At 65.3% G+C, this 12,289-nt stretch carries 11 protein-coding genes; 5 read left to right on the forward strand and 6 right to left on the reverse strand.

Features of this window, described 5'->3' with window-relative positions:
• Positions 1-14: 14 nt before the first annotated feature.
• From AB5I39_RS04185 to AB5I39_RS04205, 5 genes are all read right to left on the reverse strand, one after another.
• Positions 15-764 (reverse strand): SufD family Fe-S cluster assembly protein, encoded by a 750-nt coding sequence (locus tag AB5I39_RS04185; protein WP_404371548.1) that lies wholly within the window; start codon positions 762-764, stop codon positions 15-17.
• Complete coding sequence (gene sufC, locus AB5I39_RS04190) at positions 761-1,504, reverse strand: Fe-S cluster assembly ATPase SufC (RefSeq protein ID WP_404371551.1); 744 nt, start codon at positions 1,502-1,504, stop codon at positions 761-763. Before sufC ends, AB5I39_RS04185 begins: the two co-directional genes overlap by 4 nt.
• A 432-nt stretch (positions 1,505-1,936) precedes the next feature.
• Positions 1,937-2,305 (reverse strand): hypothetical protein, encoded by a 369-nt coding sequence (locus tag AB5I39_RS04195; RefSeq protein ID WP_404371553.1) that lies wholly within the window; start codon positions 2,303-2,305, stop codon positions 1,937-1,939.
• A 17-nt stretch (positions 2,306-2,322) separates the two neighbouring features.
• On the reverse strand, positions 2,323-3,813 hold the full coding sequence (gene sufB, locus AB5I39_RS04200) for a Fe-S cluster assembly protein SufB (RefSeq protein WP_404371556.1): 1,491 nt from the start codon (positions 3,811-3,813) through the stop codon (positions 2,323-2,325).
• The gene (locus tag AB5I39_RS04205) at positions 3,810-4,223 is read right to left on the reverse strand and encodes an SUF system Fe-S cluster assembly regulator (RefSeq protein WP_404371558.1); all 414 of its coding nucleotides are present in this window, start codon (positions 4,221-4,223) and stop codon (positions 3,810-3,812) included. The genes sufB and AB5I39_RS04205 overlap by 4 nt, the downstream gene beginning before the upstream one ends.
• A 130-nt stretch (positions 4,224-4,353) precedes the next feature.
• On the opposite strand from AB5I39_RS04205, the gene AB5I39_RS04210 reads away from it, so the two are divergent.
• The 5 genes from AB5I39_RS04210 to AB5I39_RS04230 all read left to right on the forward strand — a co-directional run bounded on the left by AB5I39_RS04210 (position 4,354) and on the right by AB5I39_RS04230 (position 11,756).
• Positions 4,354-5,385 (forward strand): quinone-dependent dihydroorotate dehydrogenase, encoded by a 1,032-nt coding sequence (locus AB5I39_RS04210; protein ID WP_404371560.1) that lies wholly within the window; start codon positions 4,354-4,356, stop codon positions 5,383-5,385.
• A gap of 32 nt (positions 5,386-5,417) precedes the next feature.
• Complete coding sequence (gene ggt, locus AB5I39_RS04215) at positions 5,418-7,163, forward strand: gamma-glutamyltransferase (RefSeq protein ID WP_404371563.1); 1,746 nt, start codon at positions 5,418-5,420, stop codon at positions 7,161-7,163.
• A 64-nt stretch (positions 7,164-7,227) separates the two neighbouring features.
• Positions 7,228-9,006, forward strand: a complete 1,779-nt coding sequence (locus AB5I39_RS04220) for an AMP-dependent synthetase/ligase (protein ID WP_404374005.1) — start codon at positions 7,228-7,230, stop codon at positions 9,004-9,006.
• A gap of 78 nt (positions 9,007-9,084) precedes the next feature.
• Positions 9,085-10,338, forward strand: coding sequence for a c-type cytochrome (locus AB5I39_RS04225; protein WP_404371566.1), 1,254 nt, complete (start codon positions 9,085-9,087; stop codon positions 10,336-10,338).
• A gap of 104 nt (positions 10,339-10,442) precedes the next feature.
• Positions 10,443-11,756 carry an NAD(P)/FAD-dependent oxidoreductase gene (locus tag AB5I39_RS04230; RefSeq protein ID WP_404371568.1) on the forward strand — a complete coding sequence of 438 codons (1,314 nt, stop codon included), beginning with the start codon at positions 10,443-10,445 and terminating at the stop codon, positions 11,754-11,756.
• A gap of 9 nt (positions 11,757-11,765) precedes the next feature.
• Here AB5I39_RS04230 and AB5I39_RS04235 read toward each other — a convergent pair whose 3' ends face one another.
• Positions 11,766-12,164 carry an endonuclease domain-containing protein gene (locus tag AB5I39_RS04235; RefSeq protein WP_404371571.1) on the reverse strand — a complete coding sequence of 133 codons (399 nt, stop codon included), beginning with the start codon at positions 12,162-12,164 and terminating at the stop codon, positions 11,766-11,768.
• Positions 12,165-12,289 lie beyond the last annotated feature (125 nt).

A 12,289-nucleotide genomic window follows, 5' to 3' on the forward strand; every position in this document is an offset into this window, starting at 1 on the left:
ACTGCCATCCGCGCTCACAACATCCGCTCCAACGCCGCCTGCGCCGCTGTATCGACGCGGTCGCGCTCGGCTTCGTCGGCAATCCCTTCGAACACCGATCCGATGAACGCACGCAGCAGCATTGCCTTGGCCTCGGCGGGGGCGATGCCACGCGAGGCGAGATAGAAGAGCGCATTCGCATCAAGCTCGCCGACCGTGGCGCCATGCGCGCATTTCACGTCGTCGGCATAGATTTCGAGCTCGGGCTTGGCATTGGCGGTCGCGGTGCGGCTAAGCAGCATCGCCTTTACCGATTGCGACGCGTCGGTCTTCTGCGCATGGCGCGCGACCGCGACCTTGCCGAGATACGACCCGGTCGCCCGCCCGCCGAGCACCGAACGCACCGTCTGGCTCGACGTGGCGTTGGGCGCGATGTGGTTGAGCGTGGTCACGATCTCGAGAGTCTGCTCGCCACCACCAAGCATCGCCGCGCCAAGCTCGAAATGCGCGCCTTCGTGGCACGTCACGTCGATCGTCACGCGACCGAGCTTGCCGCCGGTGTTGAGCACGTGGAACGTCGCGGTCGCGCCCTCGCCTAAGATCACCCGAAAATCACGGATCGCAACGGCATCGGTCGCCGCGTCCTGCACGATGACGCGGGCGATCGACTGGCCGGCGGGAACCTCGACCACCTCGGGCGCCGGGACGGGCCACACCGAAGCGACGGCGTCGAGGTCGCTATATCGCCACGCTTCGTCGCGGCGGGTAGGGAGAGCAAGGCTCACGCCGCCACCCCGGCATATCCCTCGCGCTCCAGCTCGAGCGCCAGTTCCGGCCCGCCCGAGCGCACGATCCGGCCGCCGGCCAGCACATGCACGAAATCGGGCGCGACATAATCGAGCAGGCGCTGATAGTGGGTGATCAGGATCACCGCCTTGTCGGGCTTGCGCATGATGCGGTTGATGCCGTCGCCGACCACGCGCAGCGCGTCGATGTCGAGCCCGGAGTCGGTTTCATCGAGGATAGCGAGTGCCGGATCGATGATGCCCATCTGCACCATCTCGTTGCGCTTCTTCTCGCCGCCTGAAAAGCCGACATTGACCGGGCGCTTGAGCATTTCCTGATCCATGCTCAGCGCATCGGCCTGCGCGCGGGCGAGTTTCAGGAACTCGGCGCCCGACAGCGGCTTCTCGTCGCGGCCACGGCGCTGCGAATTGAGCGACTCGCGCAGGAACTGCACGTTCGACACGCCGGGGATTTCGACCGGATATTGGAAGCCAAGGAACAGCCCAGCGGCGGCGCGCTCGTGCGGCGCTAGCGCGAGCAGGTCCTTGCCGTCGAATGCGACCGAGCCTGCGGTAACCTCATACCCCGGCCGCCCGCCGAGCACATAGCCCAGCGTCGATTTGCCAGCGCCATTCGGCCCCATGATCGCATGGACCTCGCCCGCATTCACGCTGAGCGAGAGGCCCTTGAGGATTTCCTTGCCGTCGATTTCGGCGTGGAGGTCGGTGATTTTAAGCATCAAGATTTCTTCCGGGTATGTTCGATAGCTTGCTTTGCGAAACCGAGATGATTGGCATCAAACTCTGCAACCGTAGGATACATGACCGGCACGCTCTTTAGTTTCAGCGCGACCGAGCGAAGATCGCTGCAACTTGCTATCACGCGCGGAGCGATTTTCTCCGGTGATCCGGGGCCGTCGGCAAACTTTGGCGCGGTCCTATCAATACAGGCGACGTAGTCTAACGTCGCCTTTTCAATATCTGCGAATGGGGGAGCGAACCCTTGGATTCGGCGGCGCAACCTGAAACTGCAAACGCAAAGGCCAAAGCGATCTTCGTAACCCAACCGTCACCCCGGGCTTGTGCGGGGGTCCACCGCGCCACGAAGGACATCCCTTGCGGCGCAGTGGACCCCGGCACAAGGCCGGGGTGACGGATGAAAGGAACCATCCTCACGACGCCTTCCCCGAGCATTGCCGCAGGTATTGCGTGCGGAAATAGGCCATCATGTCCTGCTCCGCCTGATCCAGCGCGCGCTGGTCGGCGAGGGCCTGGGTTCGATCATCAAGGCTTTCGGAGATGAGCGTCAGGCCCTGTTCGGTATCGACCTTGGCTTCCTTGGCGTGCAACACCCGCCGCCGCTCGGCTAGGGCCGCGCGGTCTGCAGCAATCGCGCGTTGCTCCTTATAAGACGCGAGCAGGAAATCGCTGTGCCGCGTGGTGGCCGCCGCAACCGTGTTGGTCACCGCCACGCGGTCGCATTTGGCGATCGACGCGACAAGGCTGTCGAAATCCATCGCTTCCGAAGCAGGTACGGCCATCAGGGCAAGGGCTGCGATCACCCGACGCTCCCCTCGAGCGAAATCCCCAGCAATTTCTGCGCCTCGACCGCGAATTCCATCGGCAATTGCTGCAGCACTTCCTTGGCAAAGCCGTTGACGATCAGCGCCACCGCGCTCTCCGAATCCAGCCCGCGCTGCATCGCGTAGAACATCTGGTCGTCGCTGATCTTCGACGTGGTCGCCTCATGCTCGATCTGCGCGCTAGGATTGCGCACTTCGATGTACGGCACGGTATGCGCGCCGCATTGGTCGCCGAGCAGCAGCGAATCGCACTGTGTAAAGTTGCGCACGCCCTCCGCGCCCGGTGCCACGCGCACCAGCCCGCGATAGGTGTTGTCGCTGCGCCCGGCCGAAATCCCCTTCGACACGATCGTCGAACGGCTGCCCTTGCCGTTGTGGATCATCTTGGTGCCGGTATCGGCCTGCTGACGGTTATTGGTGACGGCGACCGAATAGAATTCGCCGACGCTGTTTTCGCCGTTCAGGATGCAGGACGGATATTTCCACGTGATCGCGCTGCCGGTCTCGACCTGCGTCCAACTGACCTTGCTGTTCTTGCCTTGGCAGAGCGCGCGCTTGGTGACGAAATTATAGATCCCGCCCTTGCCGTTCTCGTCGCCGGGATACCAATTCTGCACGGTCGAATATTTGATCTCGGCATCGTCCAGCGCGACCAGCTCGACCACGGCGGCATGAAGCTGGTTCTCGTCGCGCATCGGCGCGGTGCAGCCTTCGAGGTACGACACGTACGCGCCCTTGTCGGCGACGATCAGCGTACGCTCGAACTGGCCGGTATTTTCGGCATTGATGCGGAAATAGGTGCTGAGGTCCATCGGGCAGCGCACGCCCTCCGGGATATAAACAAAGGTCCCGTCGCTGAAGACCGCGCAATTCAGCGCCGCAAAGTAATTGTCATGCTGCGGCACGACCTTGCCGAGCCACTTGCGCACCAGATCGGGATATTCCTTGATCGCCTCGGAAATGCTGCGGAAAATGACGCCCGCGCTTTCCAGCTCCTTGCGGAAGGTGGTCGCGACCGACACGGAATCGAACACCGCATCCACGGCGACGCGACGCTTGGGCTGGCCGTCCTCGCCGAGTTCCTCGACGCCCGCAAGCATCTTCTGCTCGGCGATCGGAATACCGAGCTTCTCATACACGCGCAGGATCTCGGGATCGACCTCGTCGAGCGAACCAAGCTTCGGCTTGGCCTTGGGCTCGGCGTAATAATAGGCGTCCTGATAGTCGATCGGGTCCATCTGGAGCTTGGCCCAATCGGGCGTCTCCATCGTCAGCCACAGGCGATACGCCTTCAGCCGCCAGTCAAGCATCCATTCCGGCTCGCCCTTCTTGGCGGAGATGAAACGGACGGTATCCTCGCTCAGCCCCTTGGGCGCGAATTCCTGTTCGATGTCGGAATGGAAGCCCCATTCATACGACTTGTTCGCTGCCTCATAGGCTTCAGCATTCTTGAGGTCTTCCATCATGCAGGTATCCTAGACAGGCTGGCGAGCGAGACGCCGCCAAGCGCACCGCGCACAGCCCCGTTCACGACGTTCCAATGCGGCTTCACCCGGCAATCGCCCTCCAGCGCGCAATCGTGGCGCCCTTCATCGACACAGGTGGTGAGCGCAATCGGCCCCTCGACCGCTTCGATGATATCGGCGAGCGAAATCGCGGCGGCCGGGCGCGACAGGCGAAAGCCACCGCCAGTGCCGCGCGTGCTTTCGATCAGCCCGCCCGCCGACAAACGGCTGACCAGTTTCTGCACCGTCGGCAGCGGCAGGCCGGTTTCCTCGGCCAGCGTCGTCGCGTTCAACCGGCACGACGATCCGCAATGCCGCGCGGCGGCGGACATCATCACGACGGCATAGTCGGCAAGGCTGGAAAGACGCATGGAATCCAATCGGAGCAGATCAGTCCGATTGCAAATGGCCCTCCCGGCGAGTTGGGTCAAGCCCCTTGCCTCCGCACCGCATGTCGAACGGCTTTGACCTGGATCGGCGGCGGTGCCATCAGCGCGCGCGATGCTGTTCTCGCTCCTCCGCCCTGCCCTGTTTGCGCTCGATGCGGAGCGTGCGCATGGGCTGACGATCGCTCTGCTCGGGCTGGCACCGCTGCCCGCACCCCGGAGCACACCCGTCAGCTTGCAGACGACCGTCGCGGGCCTCGATTTCGCCAATCCGGTCGGGCTGGCGGCAGGGGTCGACAAGGATGGCCGCGCGATCGATGGCTTCTTCGCGCTCGGTTTCGGCAGCGTCGAGATCGGCACGCTCACGCCCCTGCCCCAGGGCGGCAATGCCAAGCCTCGACTGTTCCGGCTGGTCGAGGACAAGGCCGTCATCAACCGCATGGGTTTCAACAATGGCGGCCTCGCGGCGGCGTTGCCCCGCGCCGATCGGCGCCGGTTTGGCGGGGTGCTCGGGGTCAATGTCGGTGCGAACAAAGACACGACCGATCGTATTGCCGACTATCGCACCGGAGTGCTCCACGCTTCGGACGTCGCGGACTATGTCACGATCAACATAAGCTCCCCCAACACGCCCGGGTTGCGCGACTTGCAGCATGGCAGCGACCTGATTGACTTGCTTGCGGCGTGTGACGAGGCCCGAATGGGCGGATCTCGGACCCCGCTTTTCCTGAAGGTCGCGCCCGATCTCGATGCCGCAGCGATCGACGCCATCGCCCGCGCCGCGGCCGATCACCATATCGACGCGCTGATCGTCAGCAACACGACCATTTCGCGCCCCGCTTTGCGCTCCCCCAATGCCGGGGAAAGCGGCGGCCTGTCGGGCGCGCCGCTTGCCGCGCTCGCGCGCCAGCGGCTCACCGATTTCCGCGCAGCCACCGGGGGCGCTATCCCGCTGATCTCGGTCGGCGGGATCGATGGCGCGGCGGAAGCCTATGCCCGCATTCGGAGTGGCGCCAGCCTGGTGCAGCTCTACACGGCGTTGGTCTATCGCGGGCCGGGTCTCGCGCGGACGATCGCCAGGGGGCTGGCCGAACTGCTGGAGCGCGACGGCTTCGCCACGGTCGCCGAGGCGGTCGGCACCGGTTGACGTAGCGGCCCCGACCGTTACCGTTCCGGCATATGAACAAGCTGCTCCTGGCCCTCCCCCTGCTTTTCCTCGCGCCGACGCTGGCGGAGGCGAAGCGCACACCGCCCAAGGCGACCGCAAGCCAGGGCATGATCAGCGCCGCCGATCCGCGCGCGGCGGCGGCCGGGGTGGAAATCCTGCGCAAGGGCGGCAGTGCGACCGACGCCGCGATCGCGACGATGCTCGCGCTGAACGTCGTAGAGCCGCAAAGCAGCGGCATCGGCGGCGGCAGCTTCATGGTCTATCACGATGCGACGACCGGCAAGCTCGCCAGCTTCGACGGGCGCGAGCAGGCCCCGGCCGCCGCCGACCCGAAATGGTTCTACGGCCCCGACGGCAAGCCGCTCCCCGTCTTCACCGCGATTCCGGGCGGGCGGAGCGTCGGCGTCCCCGGCAACATCCGCATGATGGCGCTGGCGTACCAACGCTATGGGAAGCTGCCTTGGGCGACGCTGTTCGGCCCGGCGATCAAGCTCGCGCGCGACGGCTTCGCGGTCAGCCCACGGCTGCACGGCGGGATCGGCAATTACGGCACGCACATCGATCCGTGGGCGAAGGCGCATTTCTTCGGCCCCGATGGGAAGGCGGTCGCAACGGGCACGATCCTGAAGAATCCGGAGCAAGCTGCGCTGTTCAGCCTCATTGCGACCAAGGGCCCGAACGCCTTCTACACCGGCCCGGTCGCCGCGAAGATCGTCGCGACCGTCAACGGCGCGACCAAGAACCCGTCGAAGATGACGCTCGCCGATCTCGCAAGCTACCGCGCCAAGGAGCGCGCACCGGTGTGCGGGACGTACCGCGTCTACAAGATCTGCGGCATGGGTCCGCCGTCCTCGGGCGGCATCGCCGTGCTGATGATCCTCAAGCAGCTCGAACGCTTCGACATGGCGGCGCTGGGCAAGGATTCGCCGGTCGCGTGGCATTTGTTCGCCGAAAGCTCGCGCCTCGCTTATGCCGATCGCGATCTGTACCTCGGCGATCCCGATCATGTGACGGTGCCCGTGAAGGGCCTGCTCGACCCCGCCTATCTCGCATCGCGATCCGCGCTGATTTCGACCGATCGCAGCATGACCACGATCACGCCGGGAACACCCCCCGGTGCCCCGGCCCGCACCCCCGCCCCCAATGCCGATGTGCCGGGTACGACCGATCTGGTCGCGGTCGATTCGCGCGGCAATGTGGCGGAGGTCACCACCACGATCGAAAGCTCGTTCGGGTCCGGCCTGTCGGTCGACGGCACGATGCTCAACAATCAGCTGACCGATTTCGATTTCGTGCCCGACAAGGGCGGCTATCTTGTTGCCAACCGGGTCGAGGGCGGCAAGCGACCGCGCAGCTCGATGTCGCCGACGATCGTCTACGGCCCGGACGGCAAAGTCCGCATCGCGATAGGTGCGGCGGGCGGGTCGACCATCATCGCGCAGGTCGCAAAGGCGCTGGTCGGCGTACTCGACTGGAAACTGTCGGCGCAGGATGCGATCGGCCTCGGCCTGCTTTACGCGCCGAAGCGCAACGCCATCGCCGAGAAAGGCACGCAACTCGACGCGATGATGCCTGCGCTGCAAGCCTTGGGCGAACAGATCGTCAGCGCGCCGCTGGGCCTCAAGGCCAATGCGATCGAGCGCGTCAACGGCCAGTGGGTCGGCGCGGCCGATCCGCGCAGCGAAGGCGTGGCGATCCGCCAGGATGGGCAGACGACGCAGATCGTCCGCTCGATCGCGATCCGCCCGCCCGAATGATTTCAACCGTAGCCGAAAACGGCACGTGCCTTCCCGGGAGAGACAGTTGACCAAGTCCGTTCGCATGCTCGAAGACTTTCCGAACCTCGTCGCGATGTTCCTCACGCGCGCGGCGGAGAAAGGCGACGCGCCGTTCCTGTGGCACAAGACGGGCGGCGCGTGGGTATCGCGCAGCTGGACGCAGACGGCGCGCGAGGTGGCGAGCATGGCCACCGCACTTAAGGCGATCGGCCTCGAACCCGGCGACCGCGTCATGCTCGTCAGCGAAAACCGCCCCGAATGGTGCATCGCCGATCTCGCGATCATGGCGGCGGGGTGCATTACCGTGCCGACCTACACCACCAATACCGAGCGCGACCACACCCACATCATCGAGAATTCGGGCGCGAAGGCGGTGATCGTCTCGACTGCGAAGCTCGCCAAGACGCTCCTGCCCGCCGCGATCCGCGCGAGCAGCGCGAAGATCGTGATCGGCATCGAGGATTTGCGCGCGACGCAATCGGGTGCGCTCGAATTCCATCAATGGAACACGCTGATCGCCGATCATCCCGCCGAGCCGTCGAGCATCGTCGCGACCGCGCAGCGCGGCGACACCGCCTGCATCATCTACACCAGCGGCACCGGCGGCGCACCGCGCGGGGTGATGCAGCATCACGGCGCGATCCTGCACAACGTCAACGGCTGCTGCACCGTCATTTCGGAAGATTTCGGCTGGGACGACGAGGTGTTCCTGTCGTTCCTGCCGCTCAGCCACGCCTATGAACATACCGGCGGGCAATTCTTCCCGATCGGGCTTGGCGCACAAATCTATTACAGCGAGGGCCTCGACAAGCTCGCCAGCAATATGGAGGAAGTGCGCCCGACGCTGATGGTGGTCGTGCCGCGCCTGTTCGAAGTGCTGCGCACGCGCATTTCCAAGGCGGTCGAGAAACAGGGCAAGCTCTCGCGCTTCCTGCTCGCCCGCGCGCAGACGCTGGGGGCGAAGAAGGCCGCCGGCACCGACGGCCTGCTCGACAAGCCGATGGACTTGCTGCTGGGCGCGACGCTCCGGCCCAAGGTCGGCAAACGCTTTGGCGGGCGGATCAAGGCGCTGGTCGCCGGTGGCGCGCCGCTGACGCCTGAGATCGGCACTTTCTTCGAAGCGATCGGCGTCACCGTACTGCAAGGCTATGGCCAGACCGAGGCGGCGCCCGTCATCTCCTGCAACCGCCCCAAGGTCGGGTTGAAGATGGACACGGTCGGGCCGCCGCTCGCCGACACCGAAGTGCAGATCGCCGAGGATGGCGAAATCCTGGTCCGCGGCGAACTCGTCATGAAAGGCTATTGGCGCAACGAAGCCGAGACGGCACGCGTGCTGAAGAACGGATGGCTGCACACCGGCGACATCGGCCTGATCGACACGGCCGGCCGCATCAAGATCACCGATCGCAAGAAAGACATCATCGTCAACGACAAGGGCGAGAATGTCGCGCCGCAAAAGGTCGAGGGGATGCTGACCCTCCAGCCCGAGATCGCGCAGGCGATGATCTTCGGCGACCGGCGGCCCTATATGGTCGCGGTGCTGGTGCCCGATCCCGAATGGACGCAGGAATTCTGCGCCAAGAGCGGCGCGAGCTGCAATTTCAAGCAACTCGCCGAAAACCCCGACTATCGCGCCGCGCTCAACCACGCGGTCGAGCGCGTCAATGCCGATCTGTCGGTGACCGAGCGCATCCGCCGCTTCGTGCTGGCGGACGAACCGTTCGGCATCGACAATCAACAGCTGACCCCCTCGCTGAAGATCCGGCGGCATGTGCTGAAAGAGGTGTACGGCGCGCGGCTGGAGGCGCTGTACAAGGCGTAGCGGACCGCGTCGGCCCTGCCCGGAACCATTACCCCCGCGCACGATTGTACCCCGCGATAACGCACGGCGGAGCGGGCGATGACGCGGTCGATACTGGCATACCTCTTTCCGCGCAGGATCATCCAGTGGACCGGCCCGTTGGCGGCGACGGGCGTGGCGATGCTGGTCGTGGTGGTGATCGTGCTCGGCGCGGGTTGGGTGGACCTGTCCGCCTCAATTCCGCACCCGGCGGGGTGGGCGACGATCCTGCATGGCGTGTTCCGCCGATCCACCGCCTATCATTCGGCAAACTTCGTACCGCCCAAGGATTTCGGATCGCCGAGCCAGATTGCCAAGGGCGCTGGCTATTACGGCCGGGTCTGCGCGCGGTGCCACGGCGGGCCGGGCCTGGGTCAAAACCCGGTCGCCTTGTCGATGCGCCCGCGGCCGCAGTATCTCCCGCAGGAGGTTGCGGACTTCAAGCCGCGCGAGCTGTTCTGGATCGTCAAGCATGGCGTGAAATATTCGGCGATGCCGTCATGGCCGGTGCAGGATCGCGATGACGAAGTCTGGTCGGTGGTGTCCTTCCTGAAAGCGATGCCGAAGATGTCGACCGCGCAGTTTCGCACGCTTGCCTATGGCGATCCTGCCGCGCGCAATGCTGGTCCGCCACAGATGCAGGACGACCGTGCGCCGCTGAAGCCCTATACCCTCCCCAACAAGGACGCTCCGCCGCTCGAAAGCCTGTACGCCGCGCCTGCCGCAGGGTTTGACGATCTCGCGATGGGCGGGTCGCTGATTGCGAGTTGCGCCGGGTGCCACGGTGCCGATGGGGCCGGGCGCGGCACGGGCGCGGTGCCCAACATCGCCTTGCTGACCCCGGAATATCTGCGCACCGCGCTGCGCAAATATCGGTCCGGCGTGCGGCACAGCGGCTTCATGCAGACGGTCGCGGTGCAACTCACCGACCCGCAGATCGATGCGCTCGCCCGCTATTACGCCAGCCAGCCGAAGCGGCAGTCGCAGCCGGTTACGGCATCCGCAGCGCAGCTTGCGCTGGGCGCGCGCATCGCGACCGCGGGCGACGCGCGGCGCGGCGTCGGCGCGTGCACCAGCTGCCACGGTCAGGAAGGCGCCTCGCCAAAGGGCTTCTCCGCGCTGGACGGACAGTTTCCGACCTACCTCGCCGATCAGCTTCGCCTGTTCCGCGCGGGTATCCGCGGCCATGAGCCCGGCAACATGATGCGCGGGGCGGCGAGCCGATTGAGCGATGCCGAAATCGACGCCGTATCGCTTTACTACGGCGCACGCGCCCCCAGGAACCCGCAGCGGGCAGCGACTGTCGTTCACTGAACTGTGACGGGCGCGTCCAGCGCCATTCGCCGCCTTGAGTTAGCCGCCCCTTCTGCCATGATGTCCCCGCGCCGGGGACCGTGGCGCACTGGGGGGACGCGCCGGTGCCGAATCAAAAAACGCAGATCGTGGTTGTGGGCGGCGGTGCCGGGGGGCTGGAACTCGTTCGCAAACTCGGCGCGCGCTACGGGCGCAAGCGGCATGACATCATCCTGATCGACCGTAACCTGACGCATATCTGGAAACCGCTGCTGCACGAGGTCGCGGCCGGATCGCTCGACGCCAATCTCGACGAGGTCGGCTATGGCGGGCACGCGGTGCGCTGGGGCTATCGCTTCTTCAACGGCAGTATCGAGAGCATCGATCGCGTGGGCCGGACGATCACCACCGTGCCGATGCTCGACGAACGCGGCGACGAGATCATCGGGCGGCATACCATCCGCTACGACTATCTCGTCATGGCGATCGGCGGCATCTCGAACGATTTCGGCGTCCCCGGCGTGCGCGAACATGCGATGTTTCTGGAGGACCGCCCGCAGGCCGACCGTTTCCGCCAGAAATTGCTCAACGCCTGCCTGCGCACCAACCACGCCCACCAGACGGGTGATCCGTCGGCGCGCGTCCGCGTCAGCATCGTCGGCGGCGGCGCGACCGGCGTCGAGCTTGCCGCCGAACTTTACAATGCGGCCAAGGCGCTGCGGCATTACGGCCTCGAGGTGTTCGACGAGAGCAAGCTGGAAGTCTCGCTGATCGAGGCTGGCCCGCGCATCCTGCCCGCGCTCGATGAGACGCTCGCCGCGACCGCCAAGCATGAGCTCGAAAAGCTCGGCGTGCGCGTGCTCGACAACACGCAAGTCGTCCGGCTCGAGGACCGCGCGGTGCACACCGGCGACGGCGGCGTGATCGAGGCCGATCTTATCGTTTGGGCGGCGGGCGTGAAGGGCGCCGAGGAAATCAAGACGATGAGCGATTTGGAGCTCACCCGCGGCAACCAGATCGTCGTGCGCCCGACGCTGCAATCGGTGACCGACGAGCGCATCTACGCGCTGGGCGATTGCGCCTCCTGCCTGCTCCCCGGTCGCGACCGCCCGATCCCGCCGCGCGCGCAATCGGCGCACCAGATGGCGAGCCTAGTGTTCACCAATCTGGTCCGCGCCCAGGCCGGGGAGCCGCTCAAGGACTTCGTCTATCAGGACCACGGCTCGTTGGTGTCGCTCAGCCGCTTTTCGACCGTCGGCAGCCTGATGGGCAATCTCGTCGGCGGCCGGATGCGCGTCGAGGGCTGGGTCGCGCGGACGGTGTATATGTCGCTGTACCGCATGCACCTGATCGCGATCCACGGCTGGTGGCGCGGCGTCGCGCTGATCGTGATCGGGCATGTGAACCAGATCGTGCGGCCGAAACTGAAGCTGCATTGAGGGGGATCGCTAGCGTCCACGCCTTCTTCTCCCCTCCCTGGAAGGGAGGGTTTGGGGGTGGGTCGGCTCGCAAAGGTCGCTAACGCTTGCCAAAATCGCCTCCGCGACCCCGTCCGGATTATCGAGCACGTCGAAATTCCAGAACCTTATGACGCGCCAGCCGAGACTTTCTAGAAACGCCGTGCGGCGTCCGTCATAGTCTGAATCGATGTGTTGGCTACCGTCGAACTCGATGGCGAGCTTTGCTTCTCGACAGGCCAAATCGACGATGAATCGTCCAACGACAAGCTGGCGGGTGAAACGCGGCCTGAAGCACGAAATCCTTAGCCAGATCATTCGCTCCGCTTGCGTAGCATTGTTCCGCAACTCGCGCGCGCGGAGGGTCATTTCGGGGGCTATGCGCGCCATTTGCGACAAACTGCAGCTAGTATGCGCGGAGGGCAACCCACCCCCAGCCCCTCCCTTTCAGGGAGGGGAGGAAGAGCCGCGAGCCCGTCGCGGCAAAGCCGCGCCGTCAGGGCTCGCTGCGCGAA

Source organism: Sphingomonas sp. MMS24-J45, from assembly GCF_044881195.1.
GTDB lineage: Bacteria > Pseudomonadota > Alphaproteobacteria > Sphingomonadales > Sphingomonadaceae > Sphingomonas.